Here is an 18,721-nt window from a genome sequence, read left to right as displayed (position 1 = left end):
TGCCGGGCGGCCGCCCCCGGCGCGCGGCACGGTTGCAGCCCGGGACGCAGCCAGCCACGCCGCCGCGGTCTCGCCGGCCGTGCGGCGGTCAGGCCGGCGGCGGTGCGGTCGCCGCTCAGCCCAGGGCGCGCTGGAGCTGGGCCTTGGTCATCCGCGAGCGGCCCTTGACGCCGCGCTTCTTCGCCTCGTTGTACAGCTGCTCCTTGGTACGCCCCTGCGCCCCGGAGCGGGAGCGGAGGCCACCGCGGCGGCCGGACGAGATGTCCTGTGTGGACGTCCGGCTGGCGGTGCGGGACTCGCCGGAGCGGGCGCGTTCCTTGTTGACGGTGCGGGCGGCAATCTCCTTGGCCCGCTTCGTCGACTCGCCCCGCTTCTTCGCGCTGTCCTTGATGTGCTCGTACTGTCGTTCCCGTTTCGGGCTGGAACCGGTGGGCATCGCAGCCTCCCTTGGTCGCGGGCCGTGCTGGGCGCGGTGGGGGTGGTCACGGCGGAGGGCGGTAGCTCCCGCCGCGGCCGGACCTCGCCGGTCGCACCTGTCCGAAACCATCTCCGCCCGAACGCGCCGGCAAACCTCCTGAACCAGCCCTAGCCGCGGTCGTCCCGGCGCAGGACCGGGAGCATCAGCCACAGCAGCAGCAACCACGCCGCCGTGAGCCCGCTGAACAGCAGCGAGAGCCACCGGGCGAGGATGAAATCGGTGATCAGCAGTACCGCGCTCACGATCGCCACCAGCATGAACACCAGACCGGCGGAGGCCAGCCGGTGCGCCGAGCGGACCAGCTCCGCCTTGCGCCCGCGCTGGAACAGCACGCGGTGGTACGCGACCGGCGCGATGAGCAGCGCGGCGGCACCGGCGACGGTGAGCAGCGTGACGACGTACACGGTCTTCTGGAACTGGGTCACTTCGGTGAAGCGGGCGCTGAACGGGAGCGTCAGCAGGAACGCGAACAGGATCTGCACGCCGGTCTGCGCGACGCGAAGCTCCTGCAACAGATCGGCGAAGTTGCGTTCGTAACGCTCCTTGTCCGTCTCCGCCACACTGCCGGGATGCCCAGGACCATCAAGATCAAACCCGCCCTGGTGCGAGTCCATTGTGGATACCGCCCGCGCGGTCAGCTCGCCGACAGCAGCGTCAGCACGCCGGTGATCTCCAGGACCCGGCGGACCTGCGGGCTCGGGTTTTCGATCCGGTAGCCCACTCCGTACTCCCTGGCGTGCTCCTGCTGGAGGAGCAGCGCGCGGATCCCGCTCGAGTCCATGAACGACACCTTGCCGAGATCGACGACGATCCCCGCGAGGTCGTCGGTGGTGATGGCGGTGCGGGTCGCGGTGGCGAGTTCGTCGCTGCTGTTCATGTCGACTTCGCCGATCACCTCGATCCGCAGAACACGATTTACGACGCGTCTGGCAATAGAGAACTCGGTAACCATTTTGGCCGCCTTTCCCGCACATCGGGCCCAGTCTGGGTGAAACAACCCGTCTGCGGCGTGCCGGGCGCGACGTCGCTGTTCGCGATTTGTCCGTGCGGGCAACTCCGAACGTCTATACCCTGGCCAGGCCGGCTCTGGCCAGCCCTGGCCCTCATGGGCTCAGATGATCGAAACGGACACAGCCCCATCATCCTCCTCGGCCGGCCAGAACGCACTATCTGTCCTGCCTGGACCCGGGCTGCCGGGCTCACGTACGAGAAGCTGCGCGGCGGGAGCGGCATCCAGTGGCCCTGCACACCGGACGCACCGGGACGGCGCCTCAGGGTCGGGCCGGCGCGAAGCTGAGGTCGGCCACCACGCCGAAGTGGTCGCTGGCCCACACTCCGCCGACCGGCTCGGCGAAGAGCAGCTCGCACCGGTCCACGCGCAGGGTCGGTCCGGTGCCGCCGCAGCGTACGAGGATGTAGTCGATCCGCCGGTCCCAGTCCCAGCTCATCAGCGGGTTGCGGGTCGTGAACGTGTAACCGGGCTCGCCGGGATGGGCGTGCTCCCAGGCGTCGCGGTAGCAGACGCTCGTGCCGGCCAGCGACTGCCTGCCCGACCAGAAGCGGACGGACGCCGCGTCGGGCGTGGCGTCGAAGTCGCCGGCGAGCACCACGTGCCGCCCATCACCGCCGCACAGATCCTCCACCAGCCGTGCGGTGGCCACCGCCTGCAGCTCGCGCTCCAGCTCCATGTGCAGCGGGTACGAGGGTTTGTGGTGGACGAAGAGCAGCGGTTCGGGGCCGTCGACCTCGGCGGCGCACACGCTGCCGATCCACGGCTCGGCGGGGTCGACGCGCGGGCTGACGCTCAGGTCCCGCTCGTGTGTCCTCGTCACCGGCCAGCGGCTGGCGATCGTGGTGCCTGCCCCGTCATGTGGCGTGCGCCCGGTGCCGTGGTGCAGCTCGTACCCGTCGCCGAGCAGGTCGGCGACCTGGTCGTAGCCGTCCGTGACGATCGACTCCTGAAACGCGACGAGATCAGGCCGGAGCTGGCGTAGCCCCTCCGCCAGGACCTTCCGCCGCGCGGGCCAGTCGCCGTGCCGGCACCAGAGGTTGAGCGTCGCCACCCGCATACGGGCCATTTTGGCGCGGATACGGCCGCTCCGCCGCTCGACCCCGCGCCTGTTCGGCAACCGCCCCGGGCTACGTGTCGTTCTGTTGCGTGTGCAGGTCCCAGCGGCCGGCGTCGCTGTCGCGGGTCAGGCGCAGCTCGAAGCGGATCTCGTGGCCGGGGTGGTGGTTGACCGCCACGAGGCCGACCTGCCCGTTTTCGAGCTGGTACACGCGGCGGACCAGGAGGACGGCGGCGCCGACCGGGACGCCGAGGACGCCTGCGCTGTCCTGGTTGGCAAGGCTGGCCTCGATGGTCTGGATGGCGCCGCTGACCCGCACGCCCTGCTTCTCCAGGATGTCGGTCATCAGGGAGTGCTGAAGGTCGGCGAGGGTCAGCCCGTCGCCGATCCAGCGCGGCATGTACGAGCTGGCGTACGTCACCGGCCCGTGGGCGGCCGACCGGACGCGGCGGACGTGGACGCACTGCTCGCCGGGGGCGAGGCCGAGTGTCTCCCGCACGTCGGGCGGTGGCAGGGCGTGGTCGAGGCTGAGCGTGCGCACCTCGAAGCCGGCGATCGGCTCGGCGAACATCTCCAGCGGGATGGTGATCCGGACGCGGTCCTCCTGGACGGCCCCGGGGCGGACGAACGTGCCGACCCCCTGGCGGCGGTCGAGCCGTCCCTGGCGCTCCAGCACGCCCAGCGCCTGCCGCATCGTGACCGGGCTGACCTGGAAGGAAGCGGCTAGCTGCGCCTCGGAGGGGAGGCGGTCGCCCGGTGCCCACTCGCCCGAGGCGATCCTGCTGCGAAGGATGTTGGCGATCTGGTAGTAGAGCGGCATAGGGCCGTCACGTTCGAGCATCGGCATCCTCACTGGATCGGTTCCTATTGTCCATCATATGACCAGTGGATAGCCTCTCGCGCGTCCGGGTCATCTGCCTCGTCCGCGTTTCGACCTGGTTACCAACCTGTTGACCTTGGCTGCCGCCCGTGCCTAACATACGGTCCACTAGCTGACCATAGGACCGCTGGTACGGGAGGACTCTTGAGCGCACGGACGTTCTCGGTGGGGACCGATATTGGCGGCACCTTCACCGACATGGTGGTGCTGGACGATCAGTCGGTACTGCGGCTGTTCAAACTGCCCACCACGCCCGAAGACCGCAGCCAGGGCGTCATCGACGGCTTCAAGCTCGCGGCCGAGCAGTACGGGATGAGCCTGGAGGACTTCACGCGGGCAGTCCGGTACTTCGCCCACGGCACGACGGCCGCGACCAACGCGCTGATCGAGCGGAAGGGCAGCACCACCGGGCTGATCACGACCCGCGGCTTCGCCGACACGCTGGCCGTACAGCGGGCGATGGGCTCGTGGACCGGCCTGGACAGCGAGTCGGGGCACTACAGCCGCCGCCGCAACCCCGCGCCGATCGTGGACCGCCGGCACATCGTCGAGGTCGACGAGCGGCTCGGCTTCGGCGGGACCGAGGTCGTCGCCCTCGACCACGAGCAGGTGCGGGCCGCCGCGCGTCAGCTGCGCGAGGCGGGCGTGGAGGCGGTGGCGATCTGCTTCCTGTGGGCCTTCGTCCGCCCCGACCACGAGCTGGCCGCCGCGGAGGTCGTCCGCGAGGAGTGGCCGGAGGTCTTCCTGACCCTCTCCAGTGACATCGCGCCGGTGATCGGCGAGTACGAGCGGACCGCGACCGCGGTGGTGAACTCCTACCTCGGGCCGGTCATCAACCGGTACGTCGGGCTGCTGGAGCGCCGGCTGCGCGACAACGGCTTCACCGGCGACTTCACGGTCATGGACTCGGCCGGCGGGGTCATGGACTCCGCCCAGGCCGCCGACCGCGCGGTGGAGCTGCTCGCCTCGGGGCCGGCCGGCGGTGTGCTGGCCTCGGCGGCACTGGCCCGCCGGCTCGGCTACCCCAACGTGATCACCAGCGACATGGGCGGCACCAGCTTCGACGTCGGGCTGATCGTGGACGGCGAGCCGCTGGTGGCCACCAGCAGCGTGGACGGGGGATACCACCTGGCCGCCCCGCGGATCCAGATCACGGCGGTCGGCTCCGGCGGCGGCAGCATCGCCGCGGTCGACGAGGACGGCGTCCTTGTGGTCGGCCCGGAGAGCGCCGGCGCCGTACCGGGTCCGGCGTGCTACGGCCGGGGCGGGACCAGGCCCACCGTCACCGACGCCGACGTCACGCTCGGCATCATCGACCCGGAGTACTTCCTGGGCGGCCGGATCCCGCTGCGCCGCGAGCTGGCGGAGGAGGCGATCGGCAAGCACGTCGCCGAGCCGCTCGGCCTGCCGGTCGACGAGGCGGCGGCCGGCGTACGCAGCGTCGTGGACAACCAGATGGCCGACCTGCTGCGCACGGTCACCATCCAGCAGGGGTACGACCCGCGCGACTTCGTGCTCTTCGCGTACGGCGGAGCCGGACCCGCGCACGCCTACAGCTTCGCCCGCGAGGCCGGCATCGACACCATCGTCGTGCCGTACACCGCGACGGTGAACTCGGCGTACGGGGCGGTCTCCTCGGACCGGTACCGGGGCGTGCAGATCAGCGACCCGCAGCGCACCCCGCCGCGGGCCGACCGGCCGGCCGAGTTCCTCGACGTGGAGCGGATCAACCGCACCTTCGGCGAGCTGGTGGAGCGGTGCCGCCGCGAGATGGGCGACCATCCCGGCCTGCGGACGAGCCGCCTGCTGTACTTCCGCTTCCGCAAGCAGACCCACGAACTGCCGATCCTCGTGCCGGACCGGGACCTGACCCCGGACGACCTGGACGAGCTGGTGCGCCAGTTCCACAGCCGGTACGAGCGGATCTACGGCGAGGGGACGAGCCTGCCGGAGGCGGGCATCGAGATCAATACGTTCCGCGTGGAGGGCCGCATCCCGGGCGACGTCTCCGCCGCGAGCCGGGACTGGAGCGAAGAGGCATCCACAGTGGACGCGGCTCGGCTCGGGCAGCGCTCCGTCCTCTTCGGACGGCAGCGGCTGGACACCGCCGTCTACCGGGGCGAACGGCTGCCCCGGCAGGCGGACCTGGCCGGCCCCGCGATCCTCGAGTTTCCCGGTACCACGGTGGTCGTCGGGCCGGACCAGCACGCCCGCGTGGACGGAGAGGGGAACATCATCATCACGCTGACCGACGCCTCCGGAGCGGGAGCGGCCCGATGAACGCGGCCGACGTCGACCCGGTCACCTTCGAGGTGATCCGGCACCGCCTGCGCGGCATCACCGAGGAGCAGGCGGCCCGCATCCGGACCATCTCCGGCTCCAAGCACGTCACCGAGATGTCCGACTACAACGTCGGGCTGTACCTCGCGGACGGCTCGGTCGCCACGATGGGACGCACGATCCTGTTCCACTCCTCGTGCATGGCCGCCATGGTGCGGCACGTCATCGACGACTGCGCGGAGAACCCCGGCATCCGCCCCGGCGACATGTTCGTGGTGAACAACCCGTGGAAGGGGGCGGTGCACGGGCCGGACATGGCCGTCGTCGCGCCCATCTTCGCCGGCGACCGCCTCGTCGCCTGGTCCGGCGCGATGATGCACATGGCCGACATCGGCGGCCTGCGCGAGGGCGGGATGGGCCTGGACGCGACCGAGTGCTACCAGGAGGGGCTGATGATGCCCCCGACCAAGGTGGTCGAGCGCGGTGCGGTCCGGCGCGACATCTGGAACCTCATCCTCACGCACAGCCGGGCGGCCTCCGCGATGAGCCTGGACCTCAAGGGCCTCATCGCGGCCAACCACGCCGCGGCGGACGGGTTCGCCAAGCTGACCGACCGGTACGGCGTCGACGCCACGCTCGCGGTCATGGCCGGGCTGATCCGCTCGTCCGAGGAGCGGATGCGCCGCCGGCTGCGCGAGCTGCCCGACGCCACCGTGCGGGCGGTCGGCTACCTGGAGTACGACCCGCGCTCGGGCACCGTGCCGGAGATCGTGCTGGAGCTGACCAAGCAGGGCGACCGGCTCACCTTCGACTACTCCGGCTCGTCGCCACAGGCCGCCAACTCCACCAACTGCACCTGGGCCGGCCTGAACGCCGGCATCGCGGCCGGCATGATGCCGACGATCGCGTACGACATCCCGTGGAACGAGGGTCTGTTCCGGCCGGTCGAGGTCGTCTGCGCCGAGGGGCGGATCTGCAACGCCACCATGCCGGCGGCGGTCAGCTCCAGCATCAACGGCGCCACGTGGGAGGTCGAGCTGACCACGGTCGCCGCCCTCTCCCGGCTGGCCGCCTGCTCCGACCAGTACTGGCGGGAGGCGCAGGCGTCGGCCGGCGGGCGTCCGGGGAGCTTCCTGCTGTACGGCACGAACAACGACGGCGAGGCGTTCACCGGGCGCACGTACGACATGCTCGCCACGGGCGCGGGCGCGTACGGCTGGCACGACGGCGTGTACGCGCAGGGGCACCACAACATCGAGCGGGCACAGATCTCCAATGTGGAGAACCTGGAGCTGGACATGCCGATCCTCTACCTGTGGCGCGGGCTGAGCGAGGACGGCGGCGGCGCCGGCCGGCACCGGGGCGGGCTGAGCGTCGGGAGTGTCTACAAAGGAACGGAGCGGGCCCCGACCGTCTCCGGCCTCGGGCAGAGCTGGGACGTGCCCGACTCGGCCGGCATCTTCGGCGGCCACCCCGGCGCGGAGAAGCGCGGCTACTTCATCCGAAGCTCCAACGTGGAGCAACTGCTGGCCGGCGGCCGGGTCCCCGAGTTCGCCGAGATCGAGGGCGAGCGCCTGCTGACCCGGGACATGCCCCGCAGCGAGCCGCTCGGCCCGGACGCCGTGCTCTTCTGCACGATGCCCTCCGGCGCCGGCTGGGGCGACCCGCTGGACCGGGACGTGGCGGCGGTACGCGAGGACGTGGCCGCCCGCGTGGTCAGCGTCGCGGCGGCGTGGACCATCTACGGCGTCGTCGTCGACGAGGACGGCCGGCTGGACGAGGCGGCGACCGAGGCGCGCAGGTCCGCGCTCCGCGGCGAGCGGCGGGCCTGGCCGGCCGGGCGGCGGGCCGAGCCGCCGGCGGGCGCGCTCGACCGGGCCGGCCCGTTCGGGGACCGGCTGGAACTCGCCCGCGACGCCGCCGGCCGGCTGTGGGTCAGGTGCGCCTGCTCGCACGTGCTCGCCCCGGCCGACGTCAACTGGCGCGAGTACGCCGGCCGCGACGTGGCCGACCCGGAGGAGATCCGCCTCGGCCTGCGGCTCAACGACGTGATGGAGATCCGCCGGTACGCCTGCCCCGGCTGCGGCCGGCTGCATGCCGTGGACGTGTGCAAGAAGGACGCGCCGGACCCGTACGACATCCGCCTGGCCGACGCCGGGCCGCTACCCGTGGAGGCTGGAGTTGATCGTTGACGTGCACGGGCACCTGAGTGCCCCGCCTGAGCTGTACGCGTACCAGGCGAACCTGATCGCGCACCGCGGATCGCACGGCCGCGGCCGGCTCTCGGTCAGCGACGACCGGATCCGCGAGGCGGTGACCCGGCCGATCGCCCAGCACGGCGGCATTTCCCACCTCGACCACCTGGCCAGCGGCGGGATCGACGTGCAGCTCATCTCGCCCCGGCCGTACACGATGATGCACAGCGAGCAGCCGCCGCAGATCGTCGAGTGGTTCGCCGAGGCCACCAACGACCTGATCCACCGCACCTGCGAACTCTTCCCGGACCGGTTCCGGGGCGTGGCCGGGCTGCCGCAGAACCCCGCCACCGAGCCGGCCACCTGGGTCCGCGAGCTGCGCCGCTGCGTCACCGACCTGGGCTTCGTGGGCTGCCTGCTCAACCCCGACCCGAACGAGGGACAGCATCCGCCGGCGCCCGGGCTGGGCGACCGGTACTGGTACCCGCTCTACGAGGCGCTCTGCGAGCTGGACGTACCGGCGCTGGTGCACTCGGCGGGCTGCCGCCCGCCCGCGCGGGAGCCGTTCAGCCTGCACTTCATCGTCGAGGAGACGATCGCGGTGGCCAGCCTGGCGCGGTCGTCGGTCTTCACCGACTTCCCCGACCTGAAGATCGTCGTCTCGCACGGCGGCGGTGCCATCCCGTACCAGATCGGCCGGTTCGTCGCGCGCGGCGGCGACGACTTCATGGCGAGCCTGCGGCGGCTCTGGTTCGACACCTGCCTCTACACGAAGGACTCGCTGGAGCTGCTGCTGCGCACGGTCGGCCCGGACCGCTGCCTCTTCGGCACCGAGAAGCCGGGCACCGGTTCCGCGGTCGACCCGGCGACCGGCCGGTGGTTCGACGACGTCCGCGCACTGCTGGACGAGGTCGACTGGCTCGACGGCGCGCAGCGCGAGGCGCTGCTCGGCGGCAACGCCCGGTCGCTGTACCGGCTCGCACCGGCCCCGGTCGCCGGCTGAGGGGCTGGGGGTTGCGCAGATGGCCGAGCTGACCGTCCTGTACCGGGACGTCGACCGGGCGCCGTACCTCTACACGCTGCGGCACTGCGCCCGGTCGTACGACCTGGACGTCGAGCTGCGCCGGGTCGCCTCGGCGGTGCCGATGACCGGTGCGGCCGGCGCGGACTGGGGGCGGCTGCTGGAGCGCGGCGAGGTGGACGTCATCGCCGAGAACTACTGGGGGCTGATGACCTACGCCGCCCGTGGAGTGCCGTTCCTGACCGTCGCCAGCACCGCCCACCGCTGGCGGGAGCTGCTGCTCGTCCGGCCCGGCGTGGGGCGGGTCGAGGACCTGGCCGGGCGGCGGTTCGCGGTCCGCGACACCGGTCCGCAGGCGCTCTTCCCCGGCCTGTGGCTGGAGGACGCGGGCCTTGCCGGCGAGGTCGAGCAGGTCGTGGTGCCGCAGCGGGAGACCGGCCGGTGGGGGCACTGGAAGCGGGTCGCCGAGGGGGAGTGCGACGCCTGTTTCATGTCGCCGCTCTACGCCGCGCCGGCACTCGCCGCCGGGCTGACGCCGATCCCGCACCCCGGGTACGACTTCGAGGGCGGCCACGTCACGCTCACCACGACCGAGCGGGTCGTCGCCGAGCGGCGGCCAGCCGTGCAGGCGCTGGTGGACGCGGCCTTCGACGCCAACGAGCTGTTCCGCGACGAGCGGGCCACCGCGCTGGCGATCGCCGAACGGGACTGCGCCGACCTGCTGGGGGAGCACTTCGACCTCTCCTCCTCGCCGGTCGCCGAGCTGTACGACCTGCTCCGGGAGGAGATCGCCCCGGACCCGGTGCCGACCCCGGCGGGCATCGGCACCGCGCACCGGCTGCGCTCGCGCACCGCGCCCGAGCTGGCCGGCTACAACCCCCTGCTGATGTGGGACCTGTCGTTCGCCCGCGCGGCGAGGCGGGACCGCGCGACGAGACAGGCGCAGTTCGTGGCCGAGGAGGCACTGTGGTGACCGGATCGACCTGGGCCGGCGTGTTCCCGGCCGTCAACATGCCGATGGACCTCGACGGCACGCCGTCGCAGCAGGCGTTCCGGCGGCACGTGAGCTGGCTCGCCTCGTTCGACGTGGCGGGGCTGACCATCAACGGCCACGCCGGCGAGCTGGAGAGCCTGACCCCGTTCGAGCGCGCCGCCGCCATCTCCTGGGCCCGCGACGCCGCCGGGCCGGACCTGCGGCTGATCGCCGGCGTCACCGGGATGAGCACGCGCGAGGTGGTCGAGTGCGCGGTCGAGGCGGAGATGGCCGGCGCCTCCGCGCTGCTGGTCTGCCCGCTGCCGCACTTCTCCTTCGGCGCGGTCGACGATCCCGGCCTGGTGGTGCCGTACTTCGCGGCGATCGCCGAGGCGGTCTCCATCCCGCTGGTGATCTTCCGGTACCACGAGCAGTCCGGGCTGCGGTACTCCGTGCCGGTGCTGGTCGAGATCGCCCGCCAGGTCGAGCAGGTGGTGGGGATCAAGGACTCGTCGTTCGACTACGAGGCGGCGTGGACCGAGTTCCAGTACTTCGACCGCAAGGTCGCCCTCCTGGTCGCCCAGGGGTCGCTGTTCCTGAGCCGGTTCCGTACCGCCGACGGCGCGATCAGCTCGTTCGCGAACGTCGCGCCCGAGTACCTGGTGGAGATGTTCCGGCTCTGCCAGGCCGGTGAGCTGGACCAGGCCCGCGAGGCGTTCGGTCGCGTGCGCGGGCTGTCCCGAGCGATCTACGGCATGGTCCCGCTGATGCAGCACTGGGCGGTGGAGAAGGAGGCGCTGCACGCGCGGGGACGCTTCCCGACCTCGGTCTGCCGGCCCCCGTTCCAGCCGCTCTCCCCGGCCGACGTGGCGGCGGTACGGCAGGCGGTGGCCGAGGCGGGCCTGGCCGAGGCGGGCCTGGCCGAGGAGGTGACCGTCGATGCCTGAGGCGGCGGCCGCCGGGAGCGGCCTGGTGGAGCGGTTGGGCCGGCTGGACACGCCCTCGGTGTCGGACGCGCTGGACCGCCTGGGCCTCGCCGGCGTGGTGACCGGGATCGGTCCGATGTGGACCTGCGGGCGGGTCGCCGGGCGGGTCGGCACGGTACGCCTCGGGCTGGCCGAGCCGGGCGCCGGACCGCCGTCCCGGCACCTCGGCACCGCCGCGATCGCCGCCGCCGAGCCCGGCGACGTGATCGTGGTGGACAACGAGGCGGCGCAGGGGCGCGCGGCCGGCTGGGGCGGCCTGCTGGGGCTCGCCGCGCGGCTGCGTGGAGTCGCGGCGGTCGTGGTCGCCGGCGCCTGCCGGGACGTGGACGACCTCGCCGAGGTGGGGATGCCCATCTTCGCCCGGTCGGCCACGCCACGCACCGCGCGTGGTCGCGTGGTGGAGGTGGCCCAGGGCGAGCCGCTGGAGCTGTCCGGGGTCCGGGTCGAACCGGGCGACCTCGTGCTGGCCGACCGCAGCGGCGTGGTGTTCGTACCGGCGGCCCGGGCGACCGAGGTGATCGAGGTGGCCGAAGGGCTCGCCGACTGGGAGGCGCGCATGGCCGAGGCGCTGCGGGGCGGCGCGGCGGTCACCGAGGTGCTGGGACGCGGATACGAGCGGATGAGCCGGCCAGCCGGCGCAGGCGAGAAGGAGCCGCGCGATGAGTGAGGAGAACACGGTGCTGGACGCCTTCCGCGCGCTCACCACCGCCGCCGTGTCGGACGCGCTCGACCGGCTCGGCATCGACGGCCAGGCCGCCGGCATCGGGCGGGTCGCCGGCGGCGGGACCGTGGCCGGCCGCGCGTACACCGTCCGGTACGAGCCGGTCGGCGTCGACGGCGGCAGCGTGGGCGACTTCATCGACGACGTGCGACCCGGGGACGTGGTGGTGCTGGCCAACGCCGGCCGGCTCACCGGGACGATCTGGGGCGGCCTGCTCAGCGAGACGGCCGCCCGGCGCGGGGTCGCCGCCACGGTGGTGGACGGGGCGTGCCGGGACGTGGCTCGCGCCCGCGAGCTGGGCTACTCGCTGTACTCGCGGACGGTCTGGATGCGCACCGGCAAGGACCGCGTGCGGGCCGAGGCCATCGGTGTACCGGTGTCGATCGGCGGTGTCCGGGTCCGCCCCGGCGACATCGTGGTGGCCGACGACGACGGCACGCTGGTCGTACCGGCCGGACGCGCGGACGCCGTGCTCGCGGCCGCCCGCGAGATCGAGACGACCGAACAGGCGATCCGCGCCGAGGTGGCGGCCGGCGCCCGGCTGGACGAGGCCCGCGCGCGGCACCGGTACCACCGGCTCCAGCAGGCCGTTCCCGGGGCGGTGGCACCGTGAACGGCACCGCGCCGGCCCGGCCCACCGCCACGGCGAAGCGGCGGGCGCTGCGGGAGCTGCTGGCCCGCGACGAGGTCACCGTGATGCCCGGCGGGTTCGGCCCGCTTTACGCCCGGATGGCGCAGGAGGCCGGCTTCGAGAGCTTCTTCGTTGCCGGCTCCCAGCTCGCGGCGTTCCTGTACGGCTATCCGGACGTCGGCGTGCTCGGCCTGCGCGACGTCGTCGACCACGTACGGCACGTCGCCTCGGCCACCGACATCCCGATCATGGTGGACGGCGACACCGGCTACGGCAACGCGGTCAACGTCACGTTCGCGGTCCGCGAGCTGGTCCGCAGCGGGGTCGCGGCGGTACAGATCGAGGACCAGGAGGCGCCGAAGAAGTCCGGTACGGTCAGCGGGCGCCGGCTGATCTCGCGGGACGAGGCGGTCGGCAAGTACCGGGCCGCGGTGCTGGCCCGCGACGAGCTGGACCCCGAGTTCGTGGTCTGCGCCCGGTGCGACGCGATCGGCGCCGAGGGCGGCACGTTCGCCGACGCGGTCGACCGGTGCGTGGCGTACGTGGAGGAGGGCGGCGCCGACTTCGTCTGGCTGAACACCGTGCAGAGCCGCGAGCAGCTGGCCGAGGCGTGCGCCCGGATCCCGGCCCCGGTGCTGGCGATCTGGGGCGGCCCGGACCCGGCGCCGACGCTGGCCGAGTATGCGCGGCTCGGGGTGCGGATCGTGCTGCATCCGGTGGTCGCCGCCCGAGCCGGTGCGCAGGCGGCCTGGGAGCTGCTGCACGAGCTGCGCCGGGACGGCCCGCCCGCGCTCGACCGGTGGCGCGAGCGGATCGCCGCCGGCCCGTGGGGACCGGTGCCGGACAAGGCCCTGCTCGGCACCGACCGGCTGCGCGACCTGGAGGAGCTGGTGCTCCCCGCGGCTCTGCGCCGGGACTACGAGACCACGTTCGGCCACCGGACGATGGAGGGCCAGTCATGACCGGCCGGCTGCGGCTGTCCCTGGCCGTGACCGCCAACCCGTGGGTCGCGCCGATCGCCTCCGGCGAGGTCACGGCGGAGGGGATCGAGCTGCTGGTCACTCGCTCCGACCCGTCCGAGCTGTTCTGGCGGCAGTTGCGGCTGGGCGAGTTCGACGCGTCGGAGATGTCGCTGTCGTCGTTCCTGATCGCCCGCGAGCGGGGCGTGGAGATGGTCGGGCTGCCGGTGTTTCCCGGGCGCAGGTTCATGCACACCGAGCTGTACGCCAACGCCGCGGCGAAGATCGACGGTCCGGGCGCGCTGGCCGGCAAGCGGGTCGGCGTGCCGGAGTACCAGCAGACCTCGGCGCTCTGGACCCGCGGCATCCTCCAGCACGACTTCGGCGTGGCGCCGGAGTCCGTGGAGTGGTTCATGGAACGGCCGGCCGAGCGCAGCCACGGCGGCGCGACCGGCTTCACCGTCCCGCCCGGGATCCGGCTGCGGCAGGTACCGCCCGGGCGCAGCCTGGACTCGATGCTGCTCGCCGGCGAGCTGGACGCCGCGCCGGCCGGTCGGGCCCGCTACCACCTGCCGAACGCGGTGGACCCCGACGAGCCGGCCGCCGGCTGGGACGGGCTCCGCCCCCTCTTCGACGACGTCCTGGCCGAGGCCGGGCGGTACGTGGCCGCGCACGGCTTCGTACCGGCCAACAACCTCGTGGTGATCCGGGGCGACGTGTACGACCGCCATCCCTGGGTGGCGTACAACCTGTACGAGGCGTTCCGCCGGGCCAAGGCCCTTGCGGCGGGCGCGCTGACCCGCACGGTGGCCGGTGGCCTCCCGCTGGGCCGGCAGTTCCTGCGCCAGCAGGACGCGATGTTGGGACCGGATCCGGCGCCGTACGGGCTGCCGGAGAACCGGGACATGCTGCACGAGCTCTGCCGCTTCTCCCGCGAGCAGGGCCTGACGACCGCACCTATCGATATCGACGACCTGTTCGCCGCCAGCGTGCGGTGATCAACCAAGGCCGCCGAAAGGAACAAATTCCTCATATGCCATAGGAAGGGCACCATAATGCGGATGCGATACCTGGCCACGGCGGCAGCGCTGCTGCTGTCGGTCACGGCCTGCGGCGGCGACTCGGGTAGCGACAGCGGCGCCGCGGCCGGGCCAACGAAGATAAAGATCGGCGTCTCCCCGAACGTCAACGTGGCCGGTATGCAGATCGGCATCGACCAGGGCAAGTTCACGGCCCGCGAGCTGGCGGTCGAGCTGGACAGCCACCAGAGCTCGTCGGCCTCCGTACCCCTGCTGCTCAACAACCAGTGGCAGATGACCACGGCCGGCGCCGCGACGGTCATCTCCGCGATCGCCGAGGGCGTCGACCTGAAGATCGTCTCGTCGGTGAGCTACAACGTGGTCACCGACGACGGCGCCAGCCGGGCCACGCTGGTCCGGGCCAACAGCGGCATCACCACGTTCCAGCAGGTCAAGGGGAAGCTGGGCGTCAACGGGCTGGGCAGCTCGCTGGACATCCACACGCGGGCCACGATCGACAAGGCCGGCGGTGACTCCAAGCAGCTCACCTCGGTCGAGATACCGCAGTCCAACGCCGTCGCCGCGCTGCGCGACGGCACGGTCGACGCGATCACCGTGACGCAGCCGTTCGCCTACCGCGCCAGCCAGGACCCGAGCCTGCGCAGCCTGGGCGACCCGGCGATCTCCGCCCTCGACTCGGAGCAGGCGCCGATCATCTACACGGTGGTGGCTGGCTCCTTCGCCGAGAAGAACGCGGAGGCGTTGCGGCAGTTCGTCGAGGCGCTCGGCGAAGCGTCCACAGTGGCCAACGACGACCCGCAGGCGGCCCGCCAGGCGGCCAGCAAGCTCACCGAGCTGCCGGTCGAGCAGTTGGCGAAGATCCCCCTGCCCGGGTACGGGACCGAGATCGACCGCGACGTGCTCCAGCACGAGATCGACGTGCTCGTGCAATACGGCGACCTGGCCAAGGAGAAGGCGCCGAGCGTCGACGACCTGCTCTGGAAACCCTGAGATCCGACCCCCGACGCGAGGAGGTGGCGCGTGGCCCAGTCGAAGACAGCGACCGGCGCGGTGGACGCCGGACTGTCCCCGCCCGCCCGGCCGGCGCCCATCGGGCGGGATGGGCGCCGCACCGGTAAACCGAAGCCGAAGGCGGTGCACCGGCGCAGCCGCAGGACCCGGCTGGGCGCCACCACTGTCCTCAGCCTGATGGCCGTCTGGGAGGTGGCGGCGCGCACCGGCCTGCTGCCGGAGGAGGTGCCGCCGGTCACCGACATCGCCGCGTGGCTCGCCGAGAACGCCACCACCGCCGTCTTCTGGGAGGCGGTCGGCTACACCATGCTCCAGTGGCTGGTCGGCGTCTCGATCGGCGTGGTGTGCGGGGTGACGCTGGGCTTCGCGGTGGCGATGGTGCCGCTGCTGGAACGGCTGCTGCGCCTGCCGCTGGAGTTCATCCGGCCCATCCCGTCGATCGTCTACCTGCCGTTGATGCTGCTGCTCTTCGGCGCCACCAGCCAGACCGCCATCATGGTCATCTCGGTCGGGGTCTTCTTCCCGATGCTCTACCAGACCACGTACGGCCTGCGCGGCGTCGATCCGGTCGCGGTCGAGACGGCCCGGGTCTACGGACTCTCCACTGTGCAGCGCATCTTCATGGTGACGCTGCCCAGCGCACTGCCCTCGATCGCCACCGGCCTGCGGCTGGCGGTCTCGGTCGCGCTGATCATCGCGATGGCGGTGCAGCTCACCGCCGGTGTCCCCGGGCTCGGCAGCCGGCTGGTCGCGTACCAGACCAACGGCGTCTACCCGGCGATCTACGGCATCGTGGCCACGAGTGGCCTGCTGGGGCTGCTCGTGGTCCGCCTCTTCGAGTTCGTCGAACGGCGGATGCTGCGCTGGCACGAGCCCTACCGACCGGGCGGTGCGGCATGACCCTCTCCCCACAACGGCTGCGGACCTGGCTGCTCCTGCTCATCGTGCCGGTCGGCGCGCCGGCGCTGTGGTGGTTCGCCTCCCGCGACAGCACGTCGGTGTTCTTCCCGCCGCTGTCGGAGATCCTCAGCGCGCTGTACCACACGTGGCTGCGCGAGCGGCTGGTCTCCGACGTGGCGCCCAGCCTCGCCCGGATGTTCGCCGGGTACGGCCTCGCGGCCGCCGCCGGGATCGGCCTCGGACTGCTGCTCGGGCGGGTCACCACGCTGCGGTACGCGCTCGACCCGGTCGTGCAGTTCGTCCGGGCCATCCCGTCCACCGCGATGATCCCGATCGCCATCCTGCTGCTCGGCATCGGCGACAGCATGAAGATCATCCTGATCGCGGTCGTCTGCGTGTTCCCCATCCTGCTCAACACGATCGACGGTGTGCGCGGCGTGGAGGCGACCCTCAACGACGTGGCCCGGTCCTACCGGCTGACTCCGTGGCAGCGGGCCGCGTACCTGCTCCTGCCGTCGGCGGCACTGCCGATCTTCGCGGGGCTGCGGATCGCCATGTCGGTCGCCTTCATCGTCATGATCATCAGCGAGATGATCGGCGCCACGAACGGCATCGGGTACGCCACCCTCGCCGCCCAGCGCAACTTCCGCATCCCCGAGATGTGGGCCGGCATGATCCTGATGGGCGTGCTCGGCTACCTGCTCAACAACGGTTTCCTGGCGATCGAGAAGCGGCTGCTGCACGCCCACCTGGGCGCTCGCGCCAGCCAGACAGAGGCGGGAGTGGCGTAGTGCTGGTCGTGACCAACCTGTGCAAGACGTACGGCAAGGACCAGGACGCGGTGGAGACCATCCGCGACATGAGCCTGCGGATCGAGCGGGGTCAGTTCGTCTGCGTCGTCGGCCCGTCCGGCGCGGGCAAGACCACGCTGCTGCGCTGCCTGACCGGGCTGCTGCCGGTCAGCGGCGGGTCGGTGCGCCTCAACGACGCCGAGGTGACCAGCCCGCCGGCCGAGATGGCGGTGGTCTTCCAGGACTACAGCCGCTCGCTGATGCCGTGGCTGACCGTCGCCACCAACGTCGGGCTGCCGCTGCGCAACAAGATCCGCGACAGCCGGGTCCGCCGTGCGCGGGTCGAGGAGGCACTGGAACAGGTCGGGCTCGGCGGCTTCGGCTCCCGGTACCCGTGGCAGCTCTCCGGCGGCATGCAGCAGCGCGTGGCGATCGCGCGCGGCCTGGCGTACCAGCCGGAGATCCTGTTGATGGACGAGCCGTACGCCTCGGTCGACGCGCAGACCCGCGCGGACCTGGAGGACCTGATCCTCCGCATCCGCGCGGAGGCGGGGCTGACGGTGGTGCTGGTGACCCACGACATCGACGAGGCGGTCTACCTCGCCGACCGCGTCGTGGTGCTCTCCAAGCGCCCGGCGACCGTGCTGCGGGACATCACCGTCGACCTGCCGTTGCCCCGTGACCAGGTGGCGACGAAGAGCCTGGCCCGCTTCGCGGAGCTGCGCAGCACCGTGTTCCAGCTGATCCGCGGCGGCGACCGGAGCTTCGAGGACCCCGCGGAGTTCGCGGTCGGCCAGACCCAGCGATGACGCAGTAGTAGCGATGGCGCAGTAGTAGCGATGGCGCAGTAGTAGCGATGACGCAGAAGTAGCGATGACGCAGAAGTAGCGATGGCGCAGAAGTAAGGAGATCCGATCCATGGGAACGTTGGCCTACGCGGGCGCCACCTCGCACGTAGGAAAGATCGCCCGAGATCCGCACGCCACCCCCGAAGTCTCCGACGGGCTGCACGCCGCCTGGGACACGATGCGGGACGACCTGTACGGCCGGGAGGTCGACGCGCTGATCGTGGTGGCCACCGACCACTACGAGACGTTCGGGCTGCACAACTACCCGAGCTTCTGCCTCGGCGTCAGCGACAGCTACGAGGCGTGGGGGGAGTTCGGCAACCCCACCGGTACGGTCGCCGGGCACGCCGCGCTCTCCGAGGCGTTGCTGGAAGGGCTGGTGTCGCGCGGCTTCGACCTGTCCCGCTCCTTCGACATGCGGCTCGACCACAGCTTCGTGGTGCCGCTGACCAAGCTGCTGCGTACCCCGCCGATCCCGGTGATCCCGCTCTTCGTCAACTGCAACACTCCGCCACTGCCCTCGCTCAGCCGGTGCTTCGCGCTCGGTGGCGCCATCGCCGACGTGGTGGAGCGGCTGCCCGGCGACACACGGGTCGCGGTCGTCGGCACCGGCGGCATCTCGCACTGGGTCGGCCTGCCCCGCGCGGGCCAGATCAACGAGGAGTTCGACCGGCGGTTCCTGGAGCTGATCGGCGCGACCCAGCTCGACGAGGTGCTCTCCTGGAGCGACGAGTGGATCAACGAGTACGCCGGCAACGGCGCCCTGGAGATCCGTACCTGGATGGTCGCGCACGGTGCGGCCCGATCCGCTCCCGCGACCGTGCTCGCCTACGCGCCGATGCACCCCTGGCACACCGGCATCGGCATCGTCCGCTACGAGATCGGAGTGCCGGCGTGAGGAAGTTCGCGACCGAACCATCGGGCTCGGCGGCCGGCGC

Annotated in this window: 19 protein-coding genes; 14 read left to right on the top strand and 5 right to left on the bottom strand. The window is 72.0% G+C overall.

From position 1 onward, the window contains the following. Positions 1-115: 115 nt before the first annotated feature. The 5 genes from ACFFIA_RS08245 to ACFFIA_RS08225 form a co-directional block, all read right to left on the bottom strand. Complete coding sequence (locus ACFFIA_RS08245) at positions 116-436, bottom strand: plasmid stabilization protein (RefSeq protein ID WP_377247957.1); 321 nt, start codon at positions 434-436, stop codon at positions 116-118. 149 nt (positions 437-585) lie between these two features. After that, positions 586-1,038, bottom strand: coding sequence for a DUF6328 family protein (locus ACFFIA_RS08240; protein ID WP_377247953.1), 453 nt, complete (start codon positions 1,036-1,038; stop codon positions 586-588). A gap of 74 nt (positions 1,039-1,112) precedes the next feature. Continuing rightward, positions 1,113-1,430 carry an STAS domain-containing protein gene (locus ACFFIA_RS08235; protein ID WP_377247950.1) on the bottom strand — a complete coding sequence of 106 codons (318 nt, stop codon included), beginning with the start codon at positions 1,428-1,430 and terminating at the stop codon, positions 1,113-1,115. 319 nt (positions 1,431-1,749) lie between these two features. After that, positions 1,750-2,547, bottom strand: coding sequence for an endonuclease/exonuclease/phosphatase family protein (locus ACFFIA_RS08230; RefSeq protein WP_377247947.1), 798 nt, complete (start codon positions 2,545-2,547; stop codon positions 1,750-1,752). A gap of 70 nt (positions 2,548-2,617) precedes the next feature. After that, a complete protein-coding gene (locus ACFFIA_RS08225) occupies positions 2,618-3,388 on the bottom strand; it encodes a GntR family transcriptional regulator (protein WP_377247944.1) in 771 nt (256 codons plus the stop codon). 183 nt (positions 3,389-3,571) lie between these two features. Between ACFFIA_RS08225 and ACFFIA_RS08220 the strand changes: the two genes are divergently transcribed. From ACFFIA_RS08220 to ACFFIA_RS08155, 14 genes are all read left to right on the top strand, one after another. Continuing rightward, on the top strand, positions 3,572-5,707 hold the full coding sequence (locus ACFFIA_RS08220) for a hydantoinase/oxoprolinase family protein (protein ID WP_377247941.1): 2,136 nt from the start codon (positions 3,572-3,574) through the stop codon (positions 5,705-5,707). Beyond that, positions 5,704-7,899: a hydantoinase B/oxoprolinase family protein gene (locus ACFFIA_RS08215; RefSeq protein ID WP_377247938.1), complete on the top strand. Its 2,196-nt coding sequence runs from the start codon at positions 5,704-5,706 to the stop codon at positions 7,897-7,899. Before ACFFIA_RS08220 ends, ACFFIA_RS08215 begins: the two co-directional genes overlap by 4 nt. Next, a complete protein-coding gene (locus tag ACFFIA_RS08210) occupies positions 7,889-8,905 on the top strand; it encodes an amidohydrolase family protein (RefSeq protein WP_377247935.1) in 1,017 nt (338 codons plus the stop codon). Before ACFFIA_RS08215 ends, ACFFIA_RS08210 begins: the two co-directional genes overlap by 11 nt. A 19-nt stretch (positions 8,906-8,924) precedes the next feature. Further along, positions 8,925-9,896, top strand: a complete 972-nt coding sequence (locus tag ACFFIA_RS08205; RefSeq protein WP_377247932.1) for an ABC transporter substrate-binding protein — start codon at positions 8,925-8,927, stop codon at positions 9,894-9,896. After that, positions 9,893-10,843, top strand: a complete 951-nt coding sequence (locus tag ACFFIA_RS08200) for a dihydrodipicolinate synthase family protein (RefSeq protein WP_377247929.1) — start codon at positions 9,893-9,895, stop codon at positions 10,841-10,843. The genes ACFFIA_RS08205 and ACFFIA_RS08200 overlap by 4 nt, the downstream gene beginning before the upstream one ends. After that, positions 10,836-11,549 carry an RraA family protein gene (locus ACFFIA_RS08195; RefSeq protein WP_377247926.1) on the top strand — a complete coding sequence of 238 codons (714 nt, stop codon included), beginning with the start codon at positions 10,836-10,838 and terminating at the stop codon, positions 11,547-11,549. Before ACFFIA_RS08200 ends, ACFFIA_RS08195 begins: the two co-directional genes overlap by 8 nt. Further along, positions 11,542-12,216 (top strand): RraA family protein, encoded by a 675-nt coding sequence (locus ACFFIA_RS08190; RefSeq protein WP_377247923.1) that lies wholly within the window; start codon positions 11,542-11,544, stop codon positions 12,214-12,216. The genes ACFFIA_RS08195 and ACFFIA_RS08190 overlap by 8 nt, the downstream gene beginning before the upstream one ends. Beyond that, positions 12,213-13,196, top strand: coding sequence for an isocitrate lyase/PEP mutase family protein (locus ACFFIA_RS08185; protein WP_377247920.1), 984 nt, complete (start codon positions 12,213-12,215; stop codon positions 13,194-13,196). The genes ACFFIA_RS08190 and ACFFIA_RS08185 overlap by 4 nt, the downstream gene beginning before the upstream one ends. After that, the gene (locus ACFFIA_RS08180; RefSeq protein WP_377247917.1) at positions 13,193-14,191 is read left to right on the top strand and encodes a substrate-binding domain-containing protein; all 999 of its coding nucleotides are present in this window, start codon (positions 13,193-13,195) and stop codon (positions 14,189-14,191) included. The genes ACFFIA_RS08185 and ACFFIA_RS08180 overlap by 4 nt, the downstream gene beginning before the upstream one ends. A 63-nt stretch (positions 14,192-14,254) precedes the next feature. Continuing rightward, positions 14,255-15,223: an ABC transporter substrate-binding protein gene (locus tag ACFFIA_RS08175; RefSeq protein ID WP_377247914.1), complete on the top strand. Its 969-nt coding sequence runs from the start codon at positions 14,255-14,257 to the stop codon at positions 15,221-15,223. A gap of 30 nt (positions 15,224-15,253) precedes the next feature. Next, on the top strand, positions 15,254-16,144 hold the full coding sequence (locus ACFFIA_RS08170; RefSeq protein ID WP_377247911.1) for an ABC transporter permease: 891 nt from the start codon (positions 15,254-15,256) through the stop codon (positions 16,142-16,144). Next, the gene (locus ACFFIA_RS08165) at positions 16,141-16,935 is read left to right on the top strand and encodes an ABC transporter permease (protein ID WP_377247908.1); all 795 of its coding nucleotides are present in this window, start codon (positions 16,141-16,143) and stop codon (positions 16,933-16,935) included. Before ACFFIA_RS08170 ends, ACFFIA_RS08165 begins: the two co-directional genes overlap by 4 nt. Further along, on the top strand, positions 16,935-17,744 hold the full coding sequence (locus ACFFIA_RS08160) for an ABC transporter ATP-binding protein (RefSeq protein WP_377247905.1): 810 nt from the start codon (positions 16,935-16,937) through the stop codon (positions 17,742-17,744). The genes ACFFIA_RS08165 and ACFFIA_RS08160 overlap by 1 nt, the downstream gene beginning before the upstream one ends. Positions 17,745-17,853: 109 nt before the next feature. Beyond that, positions 17,854-18,681, top strand: coding sequence for a DODA-type extradiol aromatic ring-opening family dioxygenase (locus tag ACFFIA_RS08155; RefSeq protein WP_377247902.1), 828 nt, complete (start codon positions 17,854-17,856; stop codon positions 18,679-18,681). The last annotated feature ends 40 nt before the right edge of the window (positions 18,682-18,721 follow it).

The sequence above is a fragment of the Phytohabitans kaempferiae genome (assembly GCF_042433955.1).
GTDB lineage: Bacteria > Actinomycetota > Actinomycetes > Mycobacteriales > Micromonosporaceae > Phytohabitans > Phytohabitans kaempferiae.
This window is presented reverse-complemented; position numbering and strand designations above follow the sequence as displayed.

Excerpts from the sequence above, each read along its gene's own strand:
- ACFFIA_RS08245 (WP_377247957.1), bottom strand. The coding sequence starts at position 436 with ATGCCCACCGGTTCCAGCCCGAAACGGGAACGACAGTACGAGCACATC.
- ACFFIA_RS08235 (WP_377247950.1), bottom strand. The coding sequence starts at position 1,430 with ATGGTTACCGAGTTCTCTATTGCCAGACGCGTCGTAAATCGTGTTCTG.
- ACFFIA_RS08230 (WP_377247947.1), bottom strand. The coding sequence starts at position 2,547 with ATGCGGGTGGCGACGCTCAACCTCTGGTGCCGGCACGGCGACTGGCCC.
- ACFFIA_RS08225 (WP_377247944.1), bottom strand. The coding sequence starts at position 3,388 with ATGCTCGAACGTGACGGCCCTATGCCGCTCTACTACCAGATCGCCAAC.
- ACFFIA_RS08215 (WP_377247938.1), top strand. The coding sequence starts at position 5,704 with ATGAACGCGGCCGACGTCGACCCGGTCACCTTCGAGGTGATCCGGCAC.
- ACFFIA_RS08205 (WP_377247932.1), top strand. The coding sequence starts at position 8,925 with ATGGCCGAGCTGACCGTCCTGTACCGGGACGTCGACCGGGCGCCGTAC.
- ACFFIA_RS08195 (WP_377247926.1), top strand. The coding sequence starts at position 10,836 with ATGCCTGAGGCGGCGGCCGCCGGGAGCGGCCTGGTGGAGCGGTTGGGC.
- ACFFIA_RS08190 (WP_377247923.1), top strand. The coding sequence starts at position 11,542 with ATGAGTGAGGAGAACACGGTGCTGGACGCCTTCCGCGCGCTCACCACC.
- ACFFIA_RS08180 (WP_377247917.1), top strand. The coding sequence starts at position 13,193 with ATGACCGGCCGGCTGCGGCTGTCCCTGGCCGTGACCGCCAACCCGTGG.
- ACFFIA_RS08175 (WP_377247914.1), top strand. The coding sequence starts at position 14,255 with ATGCGATACCTGGCCACGGCGGCAGCGCTGCTGCTGTCGGTCACGGCC.
- ACFFIA_RS08165 (WP_377247908.1), top strand. The coding sequence starts at position 16,141 with ATGACCCTCTCCCCACAACGGCTGCGGACCTGGCTGCTCCTGCTCATC.
- ACFFIA_RS08155 (WP_377247902.1), top strand. The coding sequence starts at position 17,854 with ATGGGAACGTTGGCCTACGCGGGCGCCACCTCGCACGTAGGAAAGATC.